Source organism: Pseudomonas sp. fls2-241-R2A-110, assembly GCF_030209165.1.
Classification (GTDB): domain Bacteria; phylum Pseudomonadota; class Gammaproteobacteria; order Pseudomonadales; family Pseudomonadaceae; genus Aquipseudomonas.
Genome location: NZ_JARVSN010000026.1, coordinates 33,372 through 59,714, shown reverse-complemented (window position 1 = coordinate 59,714; position 26,343 = coordinate 33,372). Strand labels below are relative to the sequence as shown.

At 60.0% G+C, this 26,343-nt stretch carries 20 protein-coding genes; 8 read left to right on the top strand and 12 right to left on the bottom strand.

All coding sequences use genetic code 11. The features are described from left to right. A partial coding sequence (locus QRN31_RS22195; protein ID WP_285434581.1) for a beta strand repeat-containing protein occupies positions 1-4,738 on the top strand: 4,738 nt, incomplete at its 5' end. Between the two features lie 195 nt (positions 4,739-4,933). On the opposite strand, the gene QRN31_RS22190 is transcribed toward QRN31_RS22195, so the two are convergent. The 7 genes from QRN31_RS22190 to QRN31_RS22160 all read right to left on the bottom strand — a co-directional run bounded on the left by QRN31_RS22190 (position 4,934) and on the right by QRN31_RS22160 (position 13,743). Further along, positions 4,934-5,290 (bottom strand): DUF6124 family protein, encoded by a 357-nt coding sequence (locus tag QRN31_RS22190; RefSeq protein WP_285434580.1) that lies wholly within the window; start codon positions 5,288-5,290, stop codon positions 4,934-4,936. Positions 5,291-5,905: 615 nt separating this feature from the next. Continuing rightward, positions 5,906-6,262, bottom strand: coding sequence for a DUF6124 family protein (locus tag QRN31_RS22185; protein WP_285434578.1), 357 nt, complete (start codon positions 6,260-6,262; stop codon positions 5,906-5,908). Between the two features lie 498 nt (positions 6,263-6,760). Then, positions 6,761-9,829, bottom strand: coding sequence for an Ig-like domain-containing protein (locus QRN31_RS22180; RefSeq protein WP_285434577.1), 3,069 nt, complete (start codon positions 9,827-9,829; stop codon positions 6,761-6,763). Between the two features lie 129 nt (positions 9,830-9,958). After that, complete coding sequence (lapD, locus tag QRN31_RS22175; RefSeq protein ID WP_285434576.1) at positions 9,959-11,899, bottom strand: cyclic di-GMP receptor LapD; 1,941 nt, start codon at positions 11,897-11,899, stop codon at positions 9,959-9,961. Positions 11,900-11,921: 22 nt separating this feature from the next. Further along, the gene (lapG, locus tag QRN31_RS22170) at positions 11,922-12,629 is read right to left on the bottom strand and encodes a cysteine protease LapG (protein WP_285434574.1); all 708 of its coding nucleotides are present in this window, start codon (positions 12,627-12,629) and stop codon (positions 11,922-11,924) included. 120 nt (positions 12,630-12,749) lie between these two features. Further along, positions 12,750-13,145: a YbaN family protein gene (locus QRN31_RS22165; protein ID WP_285434573.1), complete on the bottom strand. Its 396-nt coding sequence runs from the start codon at positions 13,143-13,145 to the stop codon at positions 12,750-12,752. Positions 13,146-13,155: 10 nt separating this feature from the next. Then, a complete protein-coding gene (locus QRN31_RS22160) occupies positions 13,156-13,743 on the bottom strand; it encodes a UPF0149 family protein (protein WP_222585182.1) in 588 nt (195 codons plus the stop codon). A 401-nt stretch (positions 13,744-14,144) separates the two neighbouring features. Here QRN31_RS22160 and recQ point away from each other — a divergent pair, with 401 nt between their 5' ends. The 4 genes from recQ (at position 14,145) to QRN31_RS22140 (ending at position 19,055) form a co-directional block, all read left to right on the top strand. After that, positions 14,145-16,271, top strand: coding sequence for a DNA helicase RecQ (recQ, locus tag QRN31_RS22155; protein WP_285434570.1), 2,127 nt, complete (start codon positions 14,145-14,147; stop codon positions 16,269-16,271). A gap of 119 nt (positions 16,272-16,390) precedes the next feature. Continuing rightward, entirely contained in the window at positions 16,391-16,825 is a 435-nt protein-coding gene (locus QRN31_RS22150) for a MarR family transcriptional regulator (RefSeq protein ID WP_285434569.1), read from the top strand. Positions 16,826-16,953: 128 nt separating this feature from the next. Then, positions 16,954-18,723 carry a motility hub landmark protein FimV gene (locus QRN31_RS22145; protein WP_285434567.1) on the top strand — a complete coding sequence of 590 codons (1,770 nt, stop codon included), beginning with the start codon at positions 16,954-16,956 and terminating at the stop codon, positions 18,721-18,723. Between the two features lie 44 nt (positions 18,724-18,767). Then, entirely contained in the window at positions 18,768-19,055 is a 288-nt protein-coding gene (locus tag QRN31_RS22140) for an Rdx family protein (protein ID WP_285434566.1), read from the top strand. On the opposite strand, the gene QRN31_RS22135 is transcribed toward QRN31_RS22140, so the two are convergent. Continuing rightward, positions 19,049-19,942 (bottom strand): DMT family transporter, encoded by an 894-nt coding sequence (locus QRN31_RS22135; RefSeq protein ID WP_285434565.1) that lies wholly within the window; start codon positions 19,940-19,942, stop codon positions 19,049-19,051. The two genes, QRN31_RS22140 and QRN31_RS22135, sit on opposite strands and share 7 nt — an antisense overlap. A gap of 93 nt (positions 19,943-20,035) precedes the next feature. Then, on the bottom strand, positions 20,036-20,800 hold the full coding sequence (locus tag QRN31_RS22130) for a helix-turn-helix transcriptional regulator (RefSeq protein WP_285434564.1): 765 nt from the start codon (positions 20,798-20,800) through the stop codon (positions 20,036-20,038). A gap of 129 nt (positions 20,801-20,929) precedes the next feature. On the opposite strand from QRN31_RS22130, the gene QRN31_RS22125 reads away from it, so the two are divergent. Then, a complete protein-coding gene (locus QRN31_RS22125; RefSeq protein WP_285434563.1) occupies positions 20,930-21,745 on the top strand; it encodes a UDP-2,3-diacylglucosamine diphosphatase in 816 nt (271 codons plus the stop codon). Between the two features lie 146 nt (positions 21,746-21,891). Here QRN31_RS22125 and QRN31_RS22120 read toward each other — a convergent pair whose 3' ends face one another. Next, positions 21,892-22,482, bottom strand: coding sequence for an HD domain-containing protein (locus QRN31_RS22120; RefSeq protein WP_285434562.1), 591 nt, complete (start codon positions 22,480-22,482; stop codon positions 21,892-21,894). Positions 22,483-22,581: 99 nt separating this feature from the next. Further along, positions 22,582-22,893 carry an Mpo1-like protein gene (locus QRN31_RS22115; protein WP_285434560.1) on the bottom strand — a complete coding sequence of 104 codons (312 nt, stop codon included), beginning with the start codon at positions 22,891-22,893 and terminating at the stop codon, positions 22,582-22,584. Between the two features lie 163 nt (positions 22,894-23,056). On the opposite strand from QRN31_RS22115, the gene QRN31_RS22110 reads away from it, so the two are divergent. After that, on the top strand, positions 23,057-24,118 hold the full coding sequence (locus QRN31_RS22110) for an AraC family transcriptional regulator (RefSeq protein ID WP_285434559.1): 1,062 nt from the start codon (positions 23,057-23,059) through the stop codon (positions 24,116-24,118). Here QRN31_RS22110 and QRN31_RS22105 read toward each other — a convergent pair. Beyond that, a complete protein-coding gene (locus QRN31_RS22105; protein ID WP_285434558.1) occupies positions 24,075-25,529 on the bottom strand; it encodes a TrkH family potassium uptake protein in 1,455 nt (484 codons plus the stop codon). The genes QRN31_RS22110 and QRN31_RS22105 overlap by 44 nt on opposite strands. Before the next feature lie 122 nt (positions 25,530-25,651). Between QRN31_RS22105 and QRN31_RS22100 the strand changes: the two genes are divergently transcribed. Next, a complete protein-coding gene (locus tag QRN31_RS22100; RefSeq protein WP_285434556.1) occupies positions 25,652-26,215 on the top strand; it encodes an NAD(P)H nitroreductase in 564 nt (187 codons plus the stop codon). Positions 26,216-26,343 lie beyond the last annotated feature (128 nt).

The following is a 26,343-nucleotide window of genomic DNA, read 5'->3' as shown; positions in this document are numbered from 1 at the left end:
AGTCGCGACCGACACTGACGGCAGCACCGCGTCGGGCCAGATCAACGTCAACATCATTGACGACCTGCCTACCGCCAACCCGGACCACACCTCGGTGGCCGAGGGCGCAACGGTCTCGGGCAACGTGCTGGACAACGACATCGGCGGCGCTGACGGTCCGGCCCTCAGTGGTGCGGTGGTCGGCGTACGAGCTGGCTCGGACACCTCGACCTCCGCCATCGGCGGCCTCGGTTCGAACATCAATGGCACTTACGGCTACCTGACCCTGGATGCCCACGGCAACGCGACGTACCACAGCAATCCCAACGCGGTGAACGGCCCGGGCGCGACCGATGTATTCACCTATACCGTGCGCGATGCCGACGGTGACGAAAGCACTACCACCATCACCATCGACGTGTCGAACAGCTGCATCAAAGCGGTCAGCGACAGTGACGTGACCGTCTACGAAAAAGCCCTGGACCTGAGCAAGGATGGCCAGGACCTCGCCGCCGGAACGGTCACCGGCAGCGACCCCACCAGCACCGGCGAAACCGCCACGGGCACCCTGGTCGGCTCCGTCACCGGCGCCACTGGCGCGATCACTTACACCCTGGTTGGCAGTGCCACCGGGACGTACGGACAAATCCTGCTCAACCCCAACGGCACCTACACCTACACCCTGACTTCGCCGGCGACCACCACGCCGCATGTCAACGACGGCGCCAATACGCTGACCGAAAGCTTCACCTACCAGGCCACCGATTCGCTGGGCAACACCACCACCAGCACCATCGTGGTCAAGATCGTCGATGACGTGCCCAAAGCCTTCCACGACAGCAACGCCGGCACCGCATCGGAAAACGTTCTGACCCTCAATGGCAACGTGCTGACCAACGATGTTCAAGGCGCGGACCACGTCGCCACCGGGCCGAACGCCGGGCCTATCACCCCGGGCACATTCACCGGCACCTATGGCACCCTGGTGCTCAATGCCAACGGCACCTACACCTACACGCTGAACACCAACGATGCAGACTTCAAAAATCTGCACGGCGGCGGCAATGGCACGGAAACCTTTACCTACACCCTCACCGATGCCGACGGCGATACCAGCACCGCCAACCTGGTGCTGAACGTCCACAACAACGACGACCCGGTCACCCTCAACGGCCTGAACGTCAGCGGCGGTGAACTGACCGTCTACGAGAAAAACCTCAGCGATGGCACCAGCCCCAATGCGCCGGCCCTGACCCAGAGCGGCACCTTCACCGTAACGGCCCTCGATGGTCTGCAAACCCTCGATGTCGGCGGCATTCATGTGGTGGTCGGTGGCGTCGCGGCAGGCTTCCCGCAATCAATTGTCACGCCGCTCGGCAGTACGCTGACCATCACCGGCTTCAATCCGGCCACCGGCGTGCTCAGCTACAGCTACACCCTGGTGGATAACGAAACCCATCCAACCGGCAACGGTGCCAACAGCCTCACCGAGAACATCAACGTGGTCGCCACGGACACCGACGGCAGCACTGCGTCGGGGCAGATCAACGTCAACATCATCGATGATTTGCCAACCGCCAAAGCGGATACGGCAAGCGTGGTCGAAGGCGGTACGGTCAGCGGCAATGTGCTGGACAACGACATCGGCGGTGCCGACGGCCCTGCAGTCAGTGGTGCGGTGGTCGGCGTGCGCGCAGGCGGCGACACGTCGACCTCGGCCATCGGCGGCCTCGGTTCGAACATCAACGGCACCTACGGCTACTTGACCCTGGATGCCCACGGCAACGCGGTCTATCACAGCAATCCGGACGCCGTGAGCGGGGCAGGTGCCACCGACACCTTCACCTACACCGTGCGCGATGCCGATGGCGATGAAAGCACCACCACCATCACTATCGACGTCTACAACAGCTGCATCAAAGCGGTCAGCGACAATGACGTGACCGTCTACGAAAAAGCCTTGGACCTGAGCAAGGACGGGCAGGATCTGGCTGCCGGCACCGTCACTGGCAGCGATCCCGGCCATACCGGCGAAACCGCCACGGGCACGTTGGTCGGCTCCGTCACCGGTGCGACTGGGGCTATCACGTACACCCTGGTCAGCAGCGCCACCGGGACGTACGGACAAATCCTGCTCAACCCCAATGGCACCTACACCTACACTCTGACCTCGCCGGCGACCACCACGCCGCATGCCAACGACGGCGCCAATACGCTGACCGAAAGCTTCACCTACAAGGCCACCGATGCGCTGGGCAACAGCACCACCAGCACCATCGTGGTCAACATCGTCGATGACGTGCCCAAGGCGGTTGGCGCCGAACGTTCGGTCGCGGCGGTGGAGATCGATTCCAACCTGCTGCTGGTGATCGACGTCTCCGGCAGCATGGTCGACCCCTCGGGTGTGCCGGGGTTTTCGCGCCTCGAACTGGCCAAGCAGGCGATCAGTGCCTTGCTCGACAAATATGACGACCTGGGCGATGTGAAAGTGCAGATCGTCACGTTCAGCAGCAATGCCACCGACAAAACTTCGATCTGGGTCGATGTGGCGACGGCCAAGTCGATTATTTCCGGCCTGACTGCCGGCGGTGGCACCAACTACGATGCAGCGGTCGCGACGATGCAAACCGCGTTCGACACCGCGGGCAAACTGACCGGCGCGCAGAACGTCGGCTACTTCTTCTCCGACGGCAAACCCAACGAAGGCGACATCGGCAGCGCGGATGAGGCCGCGCTCAAAGCCTTCCTCGACGCCAACGGCATCAAGAACTATGCGATCGGCCTGGGCAGTGGCGTGAGCAACACCTACCTCGATCCGCTGGCCTATGACGGCAGCTCCCACACCAACACCAACGCGGTGGTGGTGACTGACCTCAACCAACTCAACTCGGTGCTCTCGGGCACGGTGATGGGCGCGCCTGTGACGGGCACCTTGCTGGAGGGCGGAACATTCGGTGCCGATGGCGGCTTCATCAAAACCCTTGTGGTCGACGGCACGACATACACCTACGACCCTAAAGGCAACAGCAACCAGGGCGCGCTGAACTTCAGCGGCGGCGCCAACCACGGCACGTTCAACACCGTGAACAACACCCTCAGCATCGCCACCAACAATGGCGGCACCCTGGTGGTGAACCTCGACACCGGCGAGTACAACTACACCTCGCAAAAAACCACATCGGTGGTGATCACCGAAAACATCGGCTTCACGCTCAGCGACAACGATGGCGACCTGGCCAGCTCGACGCTGACGGTCAAAGTCATTCCGAATACGGCGCCGGTGGCGGTCGATGACCACATCATCACCAACGTGCTGTCGGGCAATATCGTGGTGCCAGGCGAATTGCTGCTGGCCAACGACACCGATGCGGACAAGGATCCCATGACCGCATCGCCGACCACTTTCAACACCGGTTGGGTGGCCAAGGGCGCAGACTTCATCGGCACCAATCAGAGCTTCAACTTCACCGGCAGCAACGCCCAGGCGGTGACCATCGCCCGCAGCGCCTTCGTCGCCAACACCGCCGCTATGACCGCGGTCTTGGTGGTCAGCGGGGCACTCGGTTCGGTCAGCAACAACAGCACCAACGATGAGGACCGCATCACCGTCAGTCTCAAACAGGGCGAAACGCTCAACCTGGACCACAACCTGGCGGCCGGGCACGTCACGATGGAGTACTCGCTCAACGGCGGCGCATGGACCCCCATCGCCGACGGCCAGACCATCACGGCTGCGGCGGACGGCACCTACCAGATCCACATCACCAACATCCCCAATGGCCCGGGCAACAGCGGGTCGGGGTCGGAAAACTACCAGCTGACCATGACCGTCAACTACGCCGGCGCCCATGACATCACCCCGGATGCCCACGGCACCTACACCGCCAACGACAACCACGGCGGCAGCGACAGTGCCGGCGTGACCATCAGCTATCAGGACGGCCACACCCTCACTGGCACTGCGGGCGACGACGTGTTGGTGGCAGGCACCGGCAACAACGTGATCAATGCCGGCGACGGCAACGATGTGCTGACCGCCGGTTCCGGCAACAACGAGCTGCACGGCGGCGCCGGCAATGACTTGCTGTTCAGCGGCCCGGGTAACGACCTGCTCGACGGCGGCCCCGGCATCGACACCGTGAGCTACGCACATGCTACGGCGGGCGTCACGGTCGACCTGAGTCTGACGACCGCGCAAAACACCGGAGGCGCTGGCACCGATACCCTGACCGGGATCGAAAACCTCGTCGGCTCAAACTTCAACGACTCCCTCACGGGCGATAGCCATAACAACGTCATCAACGGCGGTTTGGGTGACGACATCCTCAATGGTGGTGGCGGCGACGACATCCTGATTGGCGGTCTCGGCAACAACACCCTCACCGGCGGGCCAGGGGCCGACACCTTCCAATGGCTCAAAGGCAACAGTGGCCACGACGTCGTCACCGACTTCACCCCGGGCACCGACAAACTCGACTTGTCGCAACTGCTGCAAGGCGAAAACGGCACGGCGGCGTCGCTGGATGACTATCTGCACTTCAAAGTTGTCGGCAGCGGCGCTTCTGTCGTCACCAGCATCGACGTCAGCGCCATGGCCGGCGCGGCCCCGAACCAGACCATCGACCTGGCCGGCGTGAACCTGGCCAGCCACTACGGCGTCACGCCGGGGGCGGGCGGCGTGATTGCAGGAGGACATGACACCGCGACCATCATCAATGGCATGTTGAACGACCATTCGCTGAAGGTGGATACCGTGTGACCTGAAGTCTGAACGACAAAACCCGCCATTCCTGGGTTAGGAATGGCGGGTTTTTTGTTGTCTTCGATCGTTCCCACGCTCTGCGTGGGAATGCCTCCCCGGACGCTCCGCGTCCGCTTTTGGGACGCAGAGCGTCCCTTGCTGCATTCCCACGCAGAGCGTGGGAACGATCAATCAACTCTTCAATGGCCGCAATTACTGCGGATCAAAATTATCCAGCACCCGATTCACCGCCAGTTCACCCAGCATCACCACCTGCTGAATCCCCAGCAAGGTGTTGCGATGCGTGCCCTCCATCAACCCGGCGAAATCGCTCAGCATCACACTCGCGGACGCCAGGGATTCACACGCATTGACCAGCAGTGTTTCGTCGTTTGCGTCGGGGGCGATGAAGTAGATAGTGCTGGGTTTGCGGGGCAGGTCTTGGGAGATGACCGGTTTGAGGTAGTAATCGAGGGCGCGGTCGGCGGCTTCGTTGAGCTTTTTGGGATCGGTGGATTCGTAGGGGGAAACGTCGTCGGTTTCAGGTGGGTTGGGGGTGATCTTGGGCATGGTGAAACTCCTACAAGAAATGGAGCCACCAAGACCTGTCGCTAAACAAGTAAAGGTGGCGGCTGCACGCAGGTTAGCGAACCGGGTGTAGGCGCCCGGCAGACCCGAAGGTCTCCCGCGCACAGCCGCCATGACATCAATTGCAGATATGAATAATCCGCAAGAGAGATTGGAGTGCTGTTGCGCCTACATAGGTTCGGGTCGCTAAACCCGATCGCTGATTAGTCAGCGACCGGGAAACAATAGAGACCCGGCACAAGGCGCACAAGCCGGCGGATTCTGGCGCAGTCGTAGGCAACGGCGCAAGGATGTGTAGCCTGAGAGAGTGTCTGGAAATGTCTTTTAAACATCTCCGTTTAATTCTCACTCCAGTGATAAATAAATACGTCCGCTTAGCTGAGTTCTGAAAGTGAATACCGTGTGACCTGAAACGACAAAACCCGCCATTCCTGTTCAGGGAATAGCGGGTTTTTTGTTGTCCGTTCGATCGTTCCCACGCTCTGCGTGGGAATGCCTCCCCGGACGCTCCGCGTCCGCTTTTGGGACGCAGAGCGTCCCTTGCTGCATTCCCACGCAGAGCGTGGGAACGATCAATCAACTCTTCAATGGCCGCAATTACTGCGGATCAATCCTGTCGAGCACCCGATTCACCGCCAGTTCACCCAGCATCACCACCTGCTGAATCCCCAGCAAGGTGTTGCGATGCGTGCCCTCCATCAACCCGGCGAAATCGCTCAGCATCACACTCGCGGACGCCAAGGACTCACACGCATTGACCAGCAGTGTTTCGTCGTTTGCGTCGGGGGCGATGAGGTAGAGGGTGCTGGGTTTGCGGGGCAGGTCTTGGGAGATGACCGGTTTGAGGTAGTAATCGAGGGCGCGGTCGGCGGCTTCGTTGAGCTTTTTGGGATCGGTGGATTCGTAGGGGGAAACGTCGTCGGTTTCAGGTGGGTTGGGGGTGATCTTGGGCATGGTGAAACTCCTTGATGAGTGGTGCCTTCATCCATCGCTGCTAAACGAAGTGGGTGGCGGCTGTACGCGGGTTAGCAGACCAGGCATCAAGGAACCCGGCGCACCGAAGTGCCCCACGCAAGCCGCCATAATGCAGACCAACTGACGAAAACATTGTCGGTTGATCAGAGGGCGGCACTGACGTGCCTTGATATTCTCCGAGCTGCTAAACCCGATCGCTGATTTGTCAGCGACCGGGAAACAATAGAGACCCGAAACAAGGCGCACAAGCCGGCGGATTCTGGCGCAGTCGTAGGCAACGACGCAAGGATGTGTAGCCTGAGTGAATGTCTGGAGATGTGTTTTAAACATCGTTGTTTAATCAGACTTAACCATCAGAATCGGACGGAAAATAGATGCGCCCCTTTTCGTCCGACAAACTGTTGGTTGGCGGTTGAGCGTTGCCCAAAAAACGGCCTGGAAAGGCCGTTTTATAGGAGTAGTATTTCAGCCTTTAAATTATCTGTAAGCCATCTGGAAATAATCAATAGAAATTAAATCCATCTGCGACGTTTGGACTTCTACACCCCAAATATCGATACTGGGATGCGAGTAACTAACAAGTTGCGCATCGAAATTAAGTGGGAGCGTATATTGATGGATTATGTTGTTGTTTATGTCTAAAAATCTGATCCATAGATTAGGGGTTTGTGCGAACCGGACAAAAAAACTGACGCTGGAATAGCCCCAATTGAATCGAATACGCATATGTTGTGACGTCCCAAGGCCTTTCCAATGCATCTCCAGAGTCTGTCCATAACTTCTACCCGGTATCTGAGGATAGGGACCAGTGAACAAGTCAGCCAGTGGAGCTATCCCGATAAAGCCGGTGCCCCCTAAATAATAAATAGTCATGCTGTTTAGTGGGATGTTGAGACCTGGCGATACGTGTCTCGTTGAGTATTGATCGAAATTTTCAGACGTGATTGGCACTACTCTGGTGAAACTCCGTGAGTTGGAATTCAACCCGGTCGCTACTGCTTTGGCGTATACCGTGTTGAGGCCAGCGCCGATGGGCAGGGGGGTAGTCCAGAAGCCGCTTGCGTTGCTCTGCACGATATTTTTGGCACTGTTGTTGTGATAGATCTGCACGCTATACAAAGGCGTTACCCGTCCTTCCAGTGTGACAGAGACACTGGCGGTACTGGCTCCCTCGCCCAGCTCTCCTCGCGAATGCTTGACCGACGTCAGGGTCACTGCCAGGTGGGCTTTGCGTGTAAAGATGCGCACGGAGGATTCCAGCTGATTTCCATAAACGGCTCTGGCAGTGAGGGAAAAAACCTTCTGCTCCAGCGCCGATAACGTCGTAGTCCCATTCCCTTTGCTATCAAGTGGAATAGGCGCCCCAATGGTCTTGGCTCCATCGTAGAGTTGGATACTCTGGTTCGGATCGGCAGTGACGGTCACCGTGACCTTGGTGTCGTAGGTCGTTCCGTTATGGGCGACCTGACCTATGGAGTCCGTTATTACGGTGATGCTTGGTTTGGTGGCCACCACCGTCAAGTTGCGTACGTTGGAGTAAACAGGGGAGGGGTGATACAGCGACTTGGCATACAAGCGGCGAATGCCCGCCAAAACGGTGATCGTGAGCTCCCAAATTCCCGTGGTTTTGTTAGCGGTCGCCATGCCCTTGGACACTGCGCTCGAACCGCTGCCGTCGAAGATTTCGACCTGTTGGCCGTTGCTTGCCTCGCCCTTGAGTTTCAACGTGATACTGGTGGTTCTGGTGCCCTCCTGCACTTCGACGTTGTTGGCATCCAGCACATTGACCAGCGTTGGCACGATCACGGCCACCACTGTCAAGTTGCGCACGTTGGAGTAAACAGAGGAGGGGTGATACAGCGACTTGGCATACAAGCGGCGAATGCCCACAGGCACGGTGATCGTGCGCTCCCAGATTCCCGTGGTCATGTGGGCGGTCGCTATGCCCTTGGACACCGCGCTCGGACCGCTGCCGTCGAAGATTTCGACATTTTGACTGTTGCTTGCCTTGCCCTTGAGTTTCAAGACGTCACTAGTGGTGCTGGTACCTTCCTGTACTTCGACGTTGTTGGCATTCAGCACATTGACCAGCGTCGGCACCTCCAGCGCCACCGCCTTGATGTTATAGGGCCGATCCGGAAACACCGTGGCCGTGGCCGGGTTGTTGCTCTTGTCCAGCGATACCTTGAATTTGATGGTTAGCGTGGTGCCGTGTCCGAGTTGCGTCAGGTAGCTGCTGACCAGTGCGACGGGCCAGAATCCCTGACTGATCCAGGTGTCATTGACCTGCTCCGGGAGACCGTTCCACAGCGCTAGGTTGTGCGCCGTGCCATTCGCCTTCTTGCCTTCCAGACTCAGCCAGCATGGCTGGCCGGCTTCGATCAGTGTGTGGAGCAGAGCGTGAATGGTCGCGTTTTTGCTGCCCAGTGCCATCACGTCCAGAAAGTTGTTGGCGTCGGCCTCGACGATCTTCGGTGTGATGAGCGCCGACGCCGGCAGCGGCAGGATGTTCAGCGGCAAAGGCAATGAGGTGGTGGTTTTGCCGTTGCGTTCGACGTCGTAGATGACAGTCGCCTGCTTTCCCAGGTTGTAGGCCAGCACCGAACGCGGCACAGCGATCTCCAGGCCGGCGCTGACCAGCCGCTGCGGGCTGGTGTAGGAGCCCGCCAGCGGTGTGCCGGCCGCGCCCCGCCAGAAGACGCTCAGCTTGTCGGTGGGCAGCAGCGAGCCCTGCGGCACCAGCACCCGGACTTCAGGCTGGGTCGGACTGAAATTGGTGCCGGTCTGGCCCTTGACGGTCGGGGCCGGCAGATCAAGTCGGTCAAGATGAATGTCCAGCCGCTTCTCCGGGGATTTGACCCGGTTGCCCAACTGGTCGACGACATAGAACTCGGCCACCGCACTCGGGTTGTCGCCTGCCTTCTGGAACGTGTCGGTGAACAGTTTGTGGGTGATCGGTGCCGTGCCGTCGGGGACATCGAACCGGACTTGGGTGTCGCCCAACAGAAATTCGATGCGGTCATAGTTGCGCCGGTTAGCATAGGTAAACCCGAACTCCACCCCTTGCGCCGCCCGTGCGGCGCTGACGCCGTCCTTGAGCACATCGGGCGGGATAACCAGATCCTGGGTGTCCGCAGGCCGTAGGTGGTAGAGCACCAGCAGATCCCGAGAGGGTTCGGAGTTACCCCCGACACGGGTAACCACGTAATGCAGGCGGTTGACGCCATGCGTCAAATTGCCATGTGGCAAGTACAAACGTTGGCGCAGCGTTTCCTCCCCCGGTTTGACGGTCTTGCCTGCGCCTGGGACGAGATTGCCGTTGCAATACAAATCCACGCGATCATCGACAGCCATGATCCAGGAGTTCAGCTGCAGCTCGGTCCAGGGATCGACCAGGCATTCAAGGCCTGGGGCCTGGCCGTCGTAAATGGCTTTGGGAATACCGCCGTGGGCGATGCCGTCCGGTTTCACCGGGGTGACCCAGCCCAGGATGCTCAAGGGGTAAAGCACAAACAGTTCAATCAACGCGGCGGACTGGATATCCATCATTTTCTCCTGGGATGTGACAAGCCCTGAGTCTTCTGGGACGCGGGCTTATCACACACCAGGTTGGGACGACTGCCTACTGTCAGATCTGACAGGTCCTCGCTGCTTTAAGACAAGCGGTCATGCCCCTCACATCGGCTCCGGTGGCCCGATCAACCGTCCCATCACCCCAAACAATCCCAGCTCCCGTATCACCTCCAGTTCCCCTTTGGTCTCGACCATTTCCGCAATCAATGGCAAATCGATGCTGTTGGTTGCCCTGTAAATCGCGTCAATGAAAAGCCGCTTGTCAGGCTGCTCGTCAATGTGACGGATATAGGCCCCATCGATTTTCAAGTACGCCAGGCCCAACTGCGTCAGATTGCCGATCTGGCTGAAGCTGCCACCGAAATGCTGCAATCCGATGCGATACCCGGTGTTGAGCAAACTATGGCTCAGGCGCTGTAATTCTTCCGGCGGCGGCAGTTGGCGTTCGTCGATTTCCAGGATCAGCAGGGGCGCCAGTTCAGGCAGTGATTCGAGCATGTCGATAATGTGTTTGAGCTGCGTTTGATCACGCAGGGTGTTGCCCGACAGGCTTAATGCCAGCGGCCAACGATTGACGACGAGGTATTCGAGGGTGGCTTCGAGCATCGCCAGATCGAAGCGCGCCGACCAGCCAAGACGCTCGATCCACGGCAGGAAATGCCCGGCGGGAATTGCCTCGCCCTGTGGGTCAAGCAAACGTGCAAGGACTTTGTGGTGCAGCACCTGGCTGGTGTCGGCGCATTGCACCACGGGTTGGAAATACAACTGCATCTTGCCTTCGGTCAGGGCGTCGTCGATCCAGGTGCGCCAGTCGTGTTGAGCGTGATTTGGCACGGTATCGGCGTGAGCCAGGTGTATCCATGGGCGTTCGGGATGCTGCTGGGCCTGAGTCAGCGCCTGGTCGAGGCGCAGGAACACGTCGCTGGCCCGTTCGCCGGGGTGATAGGCGACCACGCCCAGGTGCGCCACGGGCATGCAGTCGCTGGCGCCCGTCAGGCGCAGGTTTTCCAGGGTGGCGCTGATTTCCGAAGCCAGGCGCGCGGCGTCCGTGCTGTCCAGGCCGGGAGTCAGCAAGCTGAACTCGCCACCCCGATTGCGCGCTGCCAGCCAGGTGCGCCGTGCCGGAACCTGAGTCAGACGCTTGAGCAGTTCGCCGACGGTCCTGATCAGCGCATCCGTGCGCTGACCGCCCAGGCGTTGGTTGAGACCAATCAGATCGTTGATCCGCAACATCAGAAGATGGCCGTCGCTGCTTTGTTCGCCGACCAGTAAATGATCGTCCAGTTGCTCATCCAGCAAGCGCCGGTTGGCCAGTCCCGTGAGGCCGTCCTGATAGGACTCGGCGCGCAGCTTTTCACTGCGGGCGGCCTCTTCGGCGAACAGCGCCTTGAGCTTTTCGACCATCTGGTTCATCGCCAGCACCACGCGTTTCAATTCGGGTGTGCGCGGCAGCTTGGGCAGGCTCAGGAACTCGCGTTTACTGATGGCTTGGGCTTGTTTGACCATTTTGTCGAGCGGGCGCAATTGCCGGCGTAGCAGCCAACCACCGAACACGGCGCTGAGCAGTCCGCAGATCAGCAACCAGATCAGGCTGCCGAGCGTGCTGTCCCAGAGTTTGGCCAAGGCAAACTGCGGGTTGCTCAGCACTTCGACTCGCGCCACCTGTTCCCAGCCTCGCGTGACCAGCGCATCGCCGCCTTCCGGGCGCAGATTGACCAGGCTCACGAACCAGCCGGGCACGCCGTCGATATGCGTTGCTGCGTTGCGCTCGACCAGCACCTCTCCATCGACGATGTTGACCACACGAATGCTGCGAAAATAGCCACTGTCGAAGATCGAACTGACCATCAATTCGATCATTGCCGGATCATCGATCTGCTCCGTCAGCGACAAGCCCAGTGCGGTGGCAGCGTCCTGGGCGTGGGAGCGCAACTGGCCGAGCATTTGTTCGCGTGAGCTTTCCAGGCTGACAAAAAAACTGCCGCTGAACGCCACCAGCAAGAACAGGCAAATGGCGATGAACAACTGTTTGCGCAGTGACATACAACGCTCCTTGCGATGGCCGCTAGCCTTCGCCCACGGCGAACCCTTCAGCCTGCATCTTTTTCAACACGTCTTGCCAGCGCGACAGCTTTTTCGAGTCGCTGCTGCGCTTGCCGCCATTGGCCCCCGGTAAATACAGGCCTTCTGCATTGAAGGCGTACACCGGCAACAGGTCTTTGCGTTGGGAAGCGGGGCGGATGTCGCCGATCAGGTTGTCCAGTACCAGCGGTTCGGCCGCGGGGTTGCTGTAGAAGGTCAGCACCATGTGCGCCTGGTTCTGGGTCAGGGCCTTGACGTAGGTGATGCGCAGCTTTTCGCTGGGAACCCCGAGTTGGCGCAGGCTGAAATACTTCGCCAGGGCGTAGTCTTCGCAGTCACCTGCGCCCTTGATCAGTGATTCTTCTGGCGTTGCCCAGTAATCGGTCTGACGCCAGATGCGGGTGTCGTCCTGGAAACTCAGTTGTTGATTGAAAAAACGATTGACCGCGTCCAGTTGCTCGCGCTCGGGCTGGTTGGTTTCGCTTTTGAGCATTTGACTCCAGGCCTCGATTCTTCCTTGGGCAGCGCCGAGCGGACCGTAGCGCTGTTCGGCGATCTGCAAAATCTGTGAAAACTCCCAGTTGGCCCCGACGTTACCCAGTCCCGCCAGCAGAAAACTCGCCAGCAGCAGCCATCCGCCGAGCCGAAGTCGGAGCGCTGGCCATCCTGGACTACGCCGGCGACGGGACATGTCTGGCTGCTCGGGTGCAGATGACTGAAGTCTAGGCGCAGTTCTTTAAAAGGGAGGGTTGATCGTCGGGTCGGTTCGCGCGCTGATCGTTTCCACGCTCTGCGTGGGAACGATCATTTTTCAGGTTTTGCGCAGGGTTTTCTGTTTGAGGAGGTAGATCGTCACCAGCACTGCGCTGGTCAGCATGAATCCACGGGCCCACGGCAGTGGCACCAGATAACAGGAAAACAGGATGCTCGCCCACATCAGCCCGATGGCGTAGACCTTGCCCTTGAGCGGGATACCGTTGCCGTCGAGGTAGTCGCGAATCCACGGGCCAAGCTGCGGATGCTCGACCAGCCACTTATAAAAACGTGGCGAACTACGGGCGAAGCAGGCGGCTGCCAGCAGCAGGAACGGGGTGGTGGGCAACACCGGCAGGAAAATCCCGATCACCCCCAGCGCTACGCTCAGCCAGCCGATGGCCAGCAGCACGTAACGCAACATCAGGGAGCGGTTGCCTATGGGGTTGTCCATAGGCAAAACCTTAGTGGTGACGTGGCTTGAGGATCGCCGGTTTTTCGTCTGGCGCCTGGCACAGCAGGTACAGCGCGGTCAGGGCTTCCGGGATCTGTACGATCATGTCGTCCATCAGGTTGGGGTCTTTGGCGATGTCTTCGAACTCAGGCTGTTCGTCGAACAGACCCGAACCGACCATGATCGGCAGCAGCATTTCGCTGACTTCGTCTTCGGCGGTTTCGAACCAGGCCGCTTCACGCAGGAAAACGCCTTCCATGAAACCGATGCACCAGCCGCGCAGGTCGGAATCGTCCGGCTCTTCGCCCAGGTCCAGCTCGCACGGCAACTCGAATTCTTCATCGGAGGCCAGCTGGCGAGCGATGTGTGCCTTTAGCGCGAGCAGGGTGGATTCGATGGCTTCACGCTCGGTGTCGTCGGCGTAATGCGGCTCTTCGGCGAAAAGAGCGTCGATCCATTCACGATCCGGAACCACTTCGGAGCAGATCGACAGCGCGGTGAGGTAGCCGTGGGCGGCCACGTAGTCCAGCGCCTCGTCATGCAGTTCGTCGGCGTCGAGGAAGACTTGCAAACGGGTTAGTTGCTCAGCGAAGGACATTAAAGGGCTACCTTGGGAATTAACAGATGCGGGAATTCTAGGCCTTCTTGAGCACACAGGCCAGCCGCGCGGCATATTTGCGCCCCGGAACACCACAATCCCTGTGGGAGCGAGCCTGCTCGCGATGGCGGTTATACATTCAGCATCTTTGTTGCCTGACACCCCCTCATCGCGAGCAAGCTCGCTCCCACAGGGTCTCGCACGGTTTTGACCTTGTGTGTCTTCTCAGCGGCACCCTTTGAAGAGGAGGCCTCGGGTATACTCGCGCGTTTTGTGATGCCCTGCTGGCGTCGCGGCTGAAATGTGAAGCGTCATGCAATGCGCACTTACGATTTGTCGGTGCAGCCTTCGTGGTTCTGAACCAGCCTTGCAGGGATGTTTCGGTGATTTTTGGAGTTTTTATGCTCGAGCAGGCTCAACGCGTCCTCAAGGACATCTTCGGCTACGACAGTTTCCGTGGCCGTCAGGGTGCAATCATTGAGCGCGTGGCCAGTGGCGGCGACGCCTTGGTGCTGATGCCTACCGGTGGCGGCAAATCCTTGTGTTTCCAAGTGCCCGCGCTGCTGCGTGATGGCCTGGCCGTGGTGGTGTCGCCGCTGATCGCACTGATGGACGATCAGGTCGCCACCCTCGAAGAACTGGGTGTCGCCGCGGCCGCATTGAACTCAACGCTCAGTGCCGAGCAGCAGCGCGACCTCGCTGCGCGCATCAAGCGCGGCGAAGTGAAGATGCTGTATCTGGCGCCCGAACGATTGGTCCAGCCACGGATGCTGGCCTTCCTGCAAAGTCTTGAAATCTCCCTGTTCGCCATCGACGAAGCGCACTGCGTGTCCCAATGGGGCCACGATTTCCGTCGCGAATACCTGCAACTGGGGCAGTTGGCGGAGTTGTTCCCCAATGTCCCGCGTATTGCCCTGACGGCCACTGCAGACAAACGCACCCGTGAAGAAATCATCGACCGGCTGCATCTGAACAATGCCGAGCGCTTTCTGTCGAGCTTTGACCGCCCCAACATTTTCTACCGCATCGTGCCCAAGGAGCAGCCGCGCAAGCAGTTGCTGGCGTTCCTCGCCGAGCGTCGCAGCGATGCCGGCATCGTCTATTGCCTGTCGCGCAAGAAAGTCGACGAAGTGGCAGTGTTTCTCAGCGAGCAAGGCTTCCCGGCGCTGCCGTATCACGCCGGTTTGCCCAACGAGACCCGCGCCCATAACCAGAAACGCTTCCTCAACGAGGAAGGCCTGATCATGGTCGCCACGGTGGCGTTCGGCATGGGCATCGACAAACCCAACGTGCGCTTTGTCGCTCACCTCGACTTGCCGAAATCCCTTGAGGCTTACTACCAGGAAACCGGTCGCGGTGGCCGTGATGGCCTGCCGGCGGATGCCTGGATGGCCTACGGCCTGCAAGACGTGGTGATGCTCAAGCAGATGCTGCAAAACTCTGAAGGCGACGAGCGCCACAAGCGTCTGGAGCAGCACAAGCTCGACGCCATGCTCTCGCTGTGCGAAGAAACTCGCTGCCGTCGCCAGACCCTGCTGGCCTACTTCGACGAAGACATGCCCGAGCCGTGCGGCCATTGCGATAACTGCGTCGATGGCGTGCAGACCTGGGATGCCACCGAGCCGGCCCGTCAGGCACTCTCGGCGATCTACCGCACCGGCCAGCGTTATGGCGTCGGGCATCTGGTGGATGTATTGCTGGGCAAGGACAACGAAAAGATCCGCAGTTTCGGCCATCAGCATCTGTCGGTTTATGGTGTCGGCAAAGCGATGGGCGAGAGTGAATGGCGCTCCCTGTTTCGCCAGCTGGTGGCCCGTGGCCTGGCCGATATCGACCTCGAAGGCTACGGCGGCCTGCGTCTGAGCGACACCTGCCGACCGCTGCTCAAGGGCGAAGTGACCCTGGAATTGCGCCGCGACCTCAAACCGCAAACCACTGCCAAAAGCAGCAAGAGCCAGGCAAGCCAACTGGTGCGCGGCGAAGAGCGCGAACAGTGGGAAGCCTTGCGCGCCCTGCGTCGCAAGCTCGCCGAAGAACATGGTGTGCCGCCCTACGTCATTTTCCCCGACTCGACCTTGCTGGAAATGCTCCGCAGCCAACCGACCTCGCTGGCGGAAATGGCCACGGTCAGCGGCGTCGGCGCGCGCAAGCTGGAGCGTTACGGCGAAGCCTTTCTCGAAGTGTTGGGCGGGCAGGTCGAGGCGCCGAAAGTGGTGGCCGACGTACGCCACGAGCTGATTACCCTGGCCCGGGCCGGCATGACGCCGCTGCAGATTGCCGGTCAGCTGCAATGCTCGGAAAAGAATGTCTACACCATGCTCGCCGAGGCCATTGGCAAGCAGCAGCTGTCGCTGGAACAAGCGCTGGACCTGCCGGAAGAATTGATGGGCGAAGTCCAGGATGCATTCCTCGACGGCGAGGGCGAATTGCCGCCGGTCTCGGAGATCGCCGCGTTGTTTGCGGGGAGAGTGCCGGAAGGGGTTTTGTATTGCGTGCGGGCGGCGCTGCAATCTGAGTTTGAGGTTTAAGTGATCTGTCAGGGTGATGTAACGATTCACTACAGACCAGTCCTTGCCTCAAACCAATGGTCATGCTTAGCTGACTAATAATTAGTTTTTCTCTATTTCAGTCTGATCATGAGTGTTTTATGCCGTTAACCGATCAACACCGTTTTGGCATGCAACTGGCCCAGATGTCGCGTGGCTGGCGTGCCGAACTGGACCGCCGTCTGGCAGGCCTCGGATTGTCCCAGGCGCGCTGGCTGGTGCTGCTGCACCTGGCCCGTTTCGACGAAGCACCGACCCAACGTGAACTGGCGCAAAGCGTCGGCGTCGAAGGGCCGACCCTGGCCCGATTGCTTGATAGCCTGGAAAGCCAGGGACTTGTCCAGCGCCAATCGGTGCTGGAAGACCGTCGGGCGAAGAAGATCGTCCTGTGTCCCCCGGCCCGTCCCCTGATCGAACAAATTGAAACCATTGCCAATCAGCTGCGCCGCGAACTGTTCGAAGGCGTGGATGAGGCGGAATTGAAGATCTGCATGCGCGTTCACGGGCACATTCTGGCGAACCTGGAAAAATCTTGAGGCATAACCGCGTATCAGCTTTTTGAGATACCCCGTTGAGCGGACTATAAAGAACTACTAGGCAATATCGTGTTCGTACCGGATGTGCGAACACGTACAGGTTGGTTCTGGTTATCTAAGGGATGCACATGCTCGAGAGTTGGCACGTTGTTTTGCGGTGTTGCGCCAGGCTGGTTCTGGTCGGTGGTGCTGTCACTTACTCGGCATTGGCCCCTGCGCTGGGACTGGGTGACATAACCCTTCATTCCGCGTTGAATCAGCCGTTGCGTGCCGACATTGCCTTGGTGGATGTCGGCAGTCTGGAGGAGGGCGAGCTCTCCGTCAGCCTGGCGACGGCGGATGAGTTCGGCCGCGCCGGCGTCGATCGGGTGTTCTTCCTCAACGACCTGAAGTTCACACCGGTGCTGCGGGGCAACCGCAGCCTGATCCGGGTGACCTCCAGCAAACCGGTCAACGAACCCTTCCTGAATTTCCTGGTGCAGCTCAACCAGCCCAACGGGCGTTTGCTGCGCGAGTACACGGTACTGATCGATCCACCGGGTTCACCCGGGATTGTGCCGGCCGACGATGTCCCCGTCGCCGACCAGCCAAACTCTCCCTTCCCGAGCGTAAAACCGGCGACTGCGTCAGCACCGGTGGCGAAGAAGTCAGCGACGGCGCCCAAGGTCGATCCACCTGTCGCGGCTCCTGTGAGCGATCCCGTTGCCGAACAACTGGCCGCCAGCATTTTGCAAAACCAGCAACTGCAAAAGACCGTCGATGAGTTGAGCGCGAAGCTCAAGGCTCAGGACGAGCAGGCGGCTGGCCAGAAAAAACAGGTATCCGAACTGCAAACCCAACTGGCCGAGATCAAGCAGGCACCGCCTGTAACGCCAGTCGCGGTAGTGCCTGCTGCCCCGGTCGTTGTCGAAGAGGCCGACAGCCATTGGCCGCTGATCATCGGCTTGCTGGGATTGATAGCACTGGTGCTTCTGGGGCTGTTTGTTCGCCGCCGACAACAGCTTGGTCAGGAATTGGCGCCGGATCCAGCCGTTTTACCGTCGCGCCACGAGCCGGTGCTCGATCGAGCCGCTGCTGCGGTGGTATACGCTCCAGCGTCCGCGCCGCCTCCCATACCTCGTGAAGAAACGGCGGCGGGTGATGTGCTGGAAGGCGTTGGCATCTACCTGGCCTATGGGCGATATTCCGAAGCAGCCGGTTTGTTGCGAGACGCCTTGGCCAAGCAACCACAGCGCACGGACCTGGCGGTGCAACTGCTGGAAGTCCTCGGTAAGCAAGGTGATGTTCGCGCCTATGAGGCGCAGGAAAACAGCTTGCGTGACGCCGGGTTCGACCCGCAAACGCTTCAGGATATTCGCGAACGTCATCCGAAACTGAGCGCGGTGCCGGTGCCTGCGGTGGCGACAAACATCGTTGCGATGAAGCCCGAAAGCGCGCCCGCCGACGAATTCCAGTTGAACCTGGATGATCTGTCGATGGATGCGAATTGGGATCTGGTCAGCCCCTTCGAAACGGCTAAATCCAGCAATGCACCGGCCAAAGCAGCAGAGCCCGCGTTCGCTTCAAACCTGCACGTATTGCCCGATGTGTTCGAGATGCCCGACGAGACGACCCTGGACGAACCCGAATCCGTACTCGAATGGGTGCCCGAACCTGACTCACAGTCACTGGATGACGATTTTCTCGACTCGTTCAGCGACAGCGGACAATCGCTGGAACTCGAACCCCTCAACCTTGAGCCGGCCAGGCCGACCAGCGCCGGCAAGCTGGAACAAGCCCAGAACTGCATCGACGACGGTGATCTGGACAGCGCCATCGAGCTGCTCAACGAGTTGCTCAAGGAAGGTGATGAGCCGCTCAAGCAGACCGCCCGGAGTCTGTTGGCCGGCATCCGCTGAGCAACTAAACTGGCGGCGCACTCAGGTTCAGGAATTCGACCATCATGACCCCGCAAAAACCGGAAATCGTCATCACCTACTGCACGCAATGCCAATGGCTGTTGCGCGCTGCCTGGCTGGCGCAAGAACTGCTCAGCACTTTCGGCGATGACCTGGGCAAAGTCTCGCTGGTGCCCGGCACTGGCGGTGTCTTCCACATTTTCTGTGACGAAGTGCAGCTCTGGGAGCGCAAGGCCGACGGAGGTTTCCCGGAAGCCAAAGTGCTCAAGCAGCGAGTCCGCGATCAGATCGATCCCGACCGCGACCTCGGCCATAACGACCGGACTCAGTGAGAGGCGGCTTCGGCCGCCACGGTTTTTTTACTGGAACCGCCCGACAGCCTGCTGGAAACCACAATCGCGACGATGATCAATGCACCGCCGATGAGCATGCGCAGCGTCGGGTTTTCATCGAACAACAGCCACGCCATGGTGATCCCGTAGACCGGCTCCAGGGCGAACACCACGGCGGCGGTGCGCGCCTTGATGACCGCCAGGCTGGCGACGAACAAACTGTGGGCAACCCCGGTGCAGAACACGCCGAGCAGACCGATCCACAGCCAGTCGAGAGCGCGCACCTCGCTCAATTGCGGCGCTGCCATTGGCAGCAGGCACAAAGCAACCACTACGTTCTGACACAGCGCGGCCTGCACCGCCGGGATTCGCCCGGAGCTGGCGCGGTTGGTCAGCGACAGCAGGGCGAACAGCAAACCTGACCCGACGGCCCAGAGCAGGCCCACGGTGGCACCGCTCGCCAGATCGAAGTCAGGCGTGACCAGCACCAGCCCGACACTCACCAGCACGACCAAGAGGATTTCGTTGGCGCGAATCCGCTCACGGAAAATCAGCCCTTCGAGAATCACGGTAAACGCCGGGAAGCTGGCGAACCCCAGGGTCGCAATCGCCACGCCCGCGACTTTCACCGCAATGAAAAAACTCACCCAATGCCCCGCCAGCAGCAAGCCGCTGAGCAGCAGGCGGCGCCAGTCCTGCGCTTCGAGTTTCTGCCAGCGTGTGTTGCTGGCGAACCGTGCGAAGAATGCCAATGCCAGTACGGCAAACGCGGCCCGACCAAAAACGATGACCGAGGGGGAGGCGGCAGCGAGTTTGCCGAACACACCGGTCAGGCCAAACATCAGTGCGCCGATATGCAGGGCGCCGAGGGCGGTACGCGGAGTCATTGCAATCCTTGATAACGGTAGTGAGCCAAGCCGACAGACATCGGCAGCTGCTCATTATTTAATCGCGCAATGCTGGCCATGTCTGTCGCCAGACTATCGTCCTTTGTTGCCAGACTCGCGGCGCAGCTCGCCCGGCGTCGCACCGAACTCGCGCAACACCGCCGCAGCAAATGCGCTCTGGGAACTGTAACCGACCCGACTGGCGATCTCGCCGACAGGCAGCGGCGAGTCCCGCAGCAATCCCACCGCTATATGCAGGCGTCGACTGCGAATGTAGTCCATCGGCGTCTGCCCGCATTCCGCGACGAACCGTGCATGCAACCGAGCGCTCGACAACCCGGCGATGCGCGCCAGATCGGCAACCTGCAGCGGATAAGCCGCGTACTGATCGATGTGCGCGTTCAGGGCGGCATATGGCAAGCGTCGACCGCCCACGACGTCGGGCCTGGCGTTGTTGAGGCTGGCCAGCAACAGCACCGCGCCTTGCTGGGCAATCAACGGATCACTGACCTGACTGGCCGCAAGCCAGCTCACCAACTGGCTTTGCCCGGCGTCCAGCGGCAGGCGACCGGCATTGTCGAGCAGGCGTCGACTGGCCTCGGCGTGATCGCCCAGGGACTGTGAAATCCATTGATCGCTCGGCACATCCAGCACCAGGCAGCGGCTGCCATTGCTGCTGCCGCAGGCGTGATGGAAGCCGGACGGCACCACCACGAAACTTTGTTGCACCACCTGACTGCCACGCCCGCCGACTTCAAAATCCAGCGCGCCCGAGAGCCCGAACACCAGTTGCGCGTGGTCGTGGCTGTGGACGATCAGGTCTTCGGTGTACTGGCGTAGCGTGAGGATCGGTCTCATCGCAGGTCTCCCGGGCAAGATGCGGCCAGTCTACACCGCCAGGGTGCTGTCACAGGACTGACTCGCCACTGTCATGGGCCATTAACCCGACCGGCGCAAGCTTGCCAAAACCTGTCCTGAGGGTTACCCATGACCAGCGCCGAGCTCGCCAAACCCAGCCGTAAGCAACGTGTGCGGACCTTGTGGATTTCCGATGTGCACCTGGGCACCCGGGATTGCCAGGCTGAACACCTGTCGCAGTTTCTCAAGGGCTATCACGCGGACAAGATTTACCTGGTCGGCGACATCATCGACGGCTGGAAACTGCGCAGCGGCATGTACTGGCCGCAGGCGCACACCAATGTGATCCGCCGGCTGCTGACCATGAGCAAGCGGGGCACCGAGGTGATCTACGTCACCGGTAACCACGACGAATTCCTGCGTCGTTATTCGAAGCTGATGCTGGGCAATATCCAGTTGGTGGACGAGGCGGTGCACGTGACCGCCGATGGCCGCCATCTGCTGGTGATCCACGGCGATCAGTTTGACGTCATCACCCGCTATCACCGCTGGCTGGCCTTCCTTGGCGATTCGGCCTACGAATTCACCCTGACCCTCAACCGTTGGCTGAATCACTGGCGCGCCCGTTATGGCTATGGCTACTGGTCACTGTCGGCGTACCTCAAGCACAAGGTGAAAACGGCGGTCAGCTTCATCAGCGATTTTGAAGAGGCCATTGCCCACGAATGCGTGAAGCGCGAATTGCACGGCGTGGTGTGCGGGCACATTCACCATGCCGAGATCCGCAAGGTTGGCGGGGTGGATTACCTCAATTGCGGGGATTGGGTGGAGTCGTGCACGGCGTTGATCGAGCATTGGGACGGTTCGATCGAGTTGTATCGGTTGGCGGATGCGCAGGCGCGGGAGGCTGAATTGAAGGCGCTGAAGGTTGCCGAACCGGCTTGAAGTTTGCGGTGACCGGGCTGGCCCCATCGCGAGCAGGCTCACTCCCACATTTGAACTGAGGTGGTCACAAATAATGTGTCCACTGGAAATCCACTGTGGGAGTGAGCCTGCTCGCGATGGACCGCGCAGCGGTCCCGCTGGATCCATCAGGCCGGTGCGTGTTCTTCCATCGCCGCCTTGTAGATCGAATGCTTAGGCTGCGCAAACAAGCGCTCCATCATCGGCTCGAAAAAACTCAACGGCAGGGTGTCATACGCCGGATCAAACGCCGCCGCATCGTACTTGGCGCAGAACTCGATGGTCGCCTGATACTGCGGATGTTCGCTGAATTGCTCGCGCAGGTGCCGGTCCATCCCCAAGTGGTGGAAGAAATAATAGCCCTGGAAAATCCCATGCTTCTCCACCATCCACAGGTTCTCGGCGCTGACGAACGGCTTGAGGATCGCCGCGGCAATGTCCGGATGGTTGTAGGAGCCCAGCGTGTCGCCGATGTCGTGAAGCAGTGCGCAGACCACATATTCTTCATTACGGCCATCGCGCCAGGCACGGCTGGCGGTTTGCAGGGAATGGGTCAGGCGATCCACCGGGAAGCCGCCAAAATCACCTTCCAGTAATTTCAGGTGCGCCACAATCCGAGTCGGCAGCTGCCTCGCATAGGCACTGAAGTCCGCGGCAATAATCGCCCAGTCTTCCTGCGTGCCATCCTGCATGTGGGTGAAACGAGCACTGGCATTCATCAGCTATCCTCTTGTTCTAAGCGAAAGGGACATTTTGAGTGTAGGACTTGGATCCAATTTTGCACAGGCTACGCAGGGCGCTTTTGTGACTGTGGGAGCCTAGAACGGCACGCGACCCAGCACCATGTCGCGGTACATGACGAAGTCGCCGAGCAGGCTGTACAGCGGGTGCTGGAAAGTCGCCGGGCGGTTCTTCTCGAAGAAGAAATGGCCGACCCAGGCAAAGCTGTAACCGGCCAGCGGCAAGGCGAGCAACATCAGCCATGCGCCTTTGCCGATGGCCAACGCCAGAATGAAGATGACCAGGCTGGTACCGACAAAATGCAATCGTCGACAGGTGCTGTTGCTGTGTTCGCTGAGGTAGTACGGGTAAAACTCAGCGAAACTGTTGAAACGTCTGATGTTTTCCACGACTGCGATCTCTGTGGTTGTTGTTCTGATTGCAAGTTGTTCTGCCGGTAGCTTATTTGAGTCTAGAGTGATCAATGGCGTCAGCCAGTGACAATAGGCGCCACTTTAGTATCCTTTGAAAACTTGCCGCGTTAGACGGCTCACCACGTAGTAAGTAAACGCCATGAGCGAACGAACGACTTCTGCAAGCTGGGCGATGGGGATTGTCAAAGCACTGGAGATGGACGGCCTGGATTGCCGGGTTCTGTTCAAGCAACTGGGGCTCGACTACGCGGCACTGGATGACCCCGATGCGCGCTTCCCGCAAGACTCCATGACACGGCTGTGGCAGCGTGCGGTCGAGCTGTCCGGTAACCCCGCTATCGGCCTGAACATGGGCAAAGTGGTGCGCCCGGCCTCCTTTCATGTCGCCGGTTACGCGCTGATGTCCAGCCAGACCCTGGCCGAAGGCTTTCAACGGCTGGTGCGCTATCAGCGGATCATTGCCGAAAGTGCTGACCTGAGCTTCCGGCTGCTGGATGAAGGGTATGCGCTGATTCTGACGGTGCATGGCGACCACCTGCCGCCGACCCGACAAAGTGCCGAAGCTTCGCTGGCTTGTGCGCTGGCGCTGTGTGGCTGGTTGACCGGGCGCACGCTGCAACCGCGCAAAGTGCTGGTGCAGGGCGATCAGCCGAGCAATCTTGAACCCTACAAACTAGCGTTCCATGCACCGTTGGTGTTCAACGCACCTTATGACGCGTTGATCTTCGAACGCGCCGACATGGAGGCGCCGCTACCGACCGCCAACGAGGCGATGGCGCTGCTGCATGACCGGTTTGCCGGTGAGTATCTGGCGCGGTTTTCCGAGAGTCGGGTGACCCATAAGGCGCGGCAGGTGCTGTGCCGTTTGCTGCCCCAGGGCGAACCCAAGCGCGATACCGTGGCGCAGACGCTGCACTTGTCGCAACGGACCCTGCAGCGACGCTTGCAGGAAGAAGGCACGAGTTTTCAGACATTGCTGGACGACACGCGGCGCGAACTGGCCGAGCAATACTTGGCGCAACCAACCATGACCCTGCTGGAAATTGCCTACCTGTTGGGGTTCGCCGACCCGAGCAATTTCTTCCGCGCCTTCCGCCGCTGGTTCGACGCCACGCCCGGCGAGTACCGGGCACGGCTGATGGAAGCGCCCGCGACTGTCAGTGGCGCCAGAACGCAGGAATGCACAGAACAAACACCGTAATGATCTCCAGTCGTCCCAGCAGCATGCCGAACGAGAGAATCCACTTGGCGGCGTCCGGCAGGGTGGCGAAGTTGCCCGCCGGGCCGATGGTTTCGCCCAGGCCCGGACCGACGCCGGAGACGGTACTGGCCGCGCCGGTCAGGGCGGTCATCCAGTCCACGCCGAGCAGCGACAGCAGCAATGCGATCACGCAAATGGTGATGGCGAAGAAGAACGAAAACGTCAGGATCGAACGCACGATTTCTTCGTCGAGACGGTGACCGTTGTACTTCTGCTTGATCACCGCGCGCGGGTGAATCAGCTGATTAAGGTTGGCCTTGAGCAGGATATAGGCGACCTGAAAGCGGAAAATCTTGATCCCGCCGGCCGTCGAGCCCGAGCAACCGCCGACAAAACCCAGATAGAAAAACAGCATCAGCGAGAAATTTCCCCAGAGGCTGTAATCCCCCAGTGCAAAACCGGTGGTCGTCACCACCGACGTCACGTTCAGTGCCACATGGCGCAGGGCATCGAGCCAGTGCAGTTTGGTGGTCCACCAATACCAGGTGCCGAGCACCAGCCAGGTCACCAGCAACATGCCGAGCAAACCCTGAACTTGCTGGTCCTTGATCAGTGCTCGACGGTTACCGCGCAAGGTCGCCACGTACAGGGTGAACGGCAGGCTGCCGAGGATCATGATGACAATCGCCACCCAGTGCACCGCCGGTTGTGTCCACTTCGCCAGTGACTGATCGGACGTGGAGAATCCGCCGGTGGAAATGGCTGACATGGCGTGGTTGATCGCATCGAACAGGCTCATCCCGGCCCACCAGAACGCCAGGCTGCCTAGGATGGTAATGCCGACGTAGGCCGCCACGATCAGGCGCGCCACCATGTGCGAACGGGGCATGATTTTTTCGGATCGGTCCGACGACTCTGTCTGAAACAGGCGCATGCCGCCGATTCGCAGCAACGGCAGAATCGCAACCGCCATGCCGATGAAGCCGATGCCGCCGATCCAGTGCAGCAGCGAGCGCCAGATCAGGATGCCAGGGGACATGGTGTCCAGGCCGGTCAATACCGTGGAACCCGTGGCGGTGATGCCGGACATGCTTTCAAAAAACGAGTCGGTGTAGCTGATGTGCTGGGTCAGCAGGAACGGAAGCGCGGCGAAAATGCACACCACCAGCCAGCTGCTGACGGTCAGCAAGTACATGTCGCGCGGGCGCAGGTGCACGTGTTCGGGGCGACCGGGGATGACCAGCGCGAGGCCGGCGACAAAGGTGATCATGCTCGCCCAAAGGAACGAAGGCAGGTCGCTGGTGCGTTCGAAAATCACCAGTGTGGCCATGGGCACAACCATGGCGATGGCCAACGTGATCAGGAAGATGCCGATGATGAAACCAATAGTCCGTAAGGTCGGCAACGCCATGAAGTCCGCTCGGGCTGATAATGGGAAGGGCGCCATTCTACCCGTGGGGCCTGCTATGTAAACCGGCACTCCTGAGGTGGTTACCGCTAGAATAGCCAAACATTTTTTACAGGAGGTGGCCGATGCAGGCTCTCGACGCTTTGCTCAACCGTGTTTCCGTTCCACGACTGATCGACCCGGCACCCACCGCTGAACAACGCGAAGCGCTGTTCGCCGCCGCGATGCGCGCACCCGACCACGGCCACTTGCAGCCTTGGCGCTTCCTGACAGTCGAAGGCGCGGCGCGTGAGCAGATGGGCGAGTTGCTGGCTGAGGCGGCGACGCTGCAGGACAGCGACGTGTCTGAAGCAGCGCTGGACAAGGCGCGTAACGGTCCACTGCGCGCGCCGTTGGTGGTCGTGGTGATCGCGCGGTTGCAGGATCACATCAAGTATCCAAAGTCCGAGCAATTACTGGCAGCGGGATGTGCGGCTCACGGAATTTTGCTGGCCGCGTATGCGCAAGGCATTGGCGCGGTCTGGCGCACAGGTGATCTGGCCTATTCGGCGCATGTGGCCAAAGGGTTGGGATTGGCGGAGGGTGAACAGGTCATCGCGTTTCTCTACCTCGGCACGCCGCAGAAAGAGCCGCGCGTGGCGGAGAAGGTTGATCTGGCCGAATTCGTCAGCGCCTGGCCTGGTCAGTAAAGATCGTTCCCGCGCTTTGCGTGGGAATGCAGCCCGGGACGCTCTGCGTCCCATTGGAACGCGGAGCGTCCCTTGAGGCATTCCCACGCGGAGCGTGGGAACGATCATCAGCGCGTTCTCTATCTCGA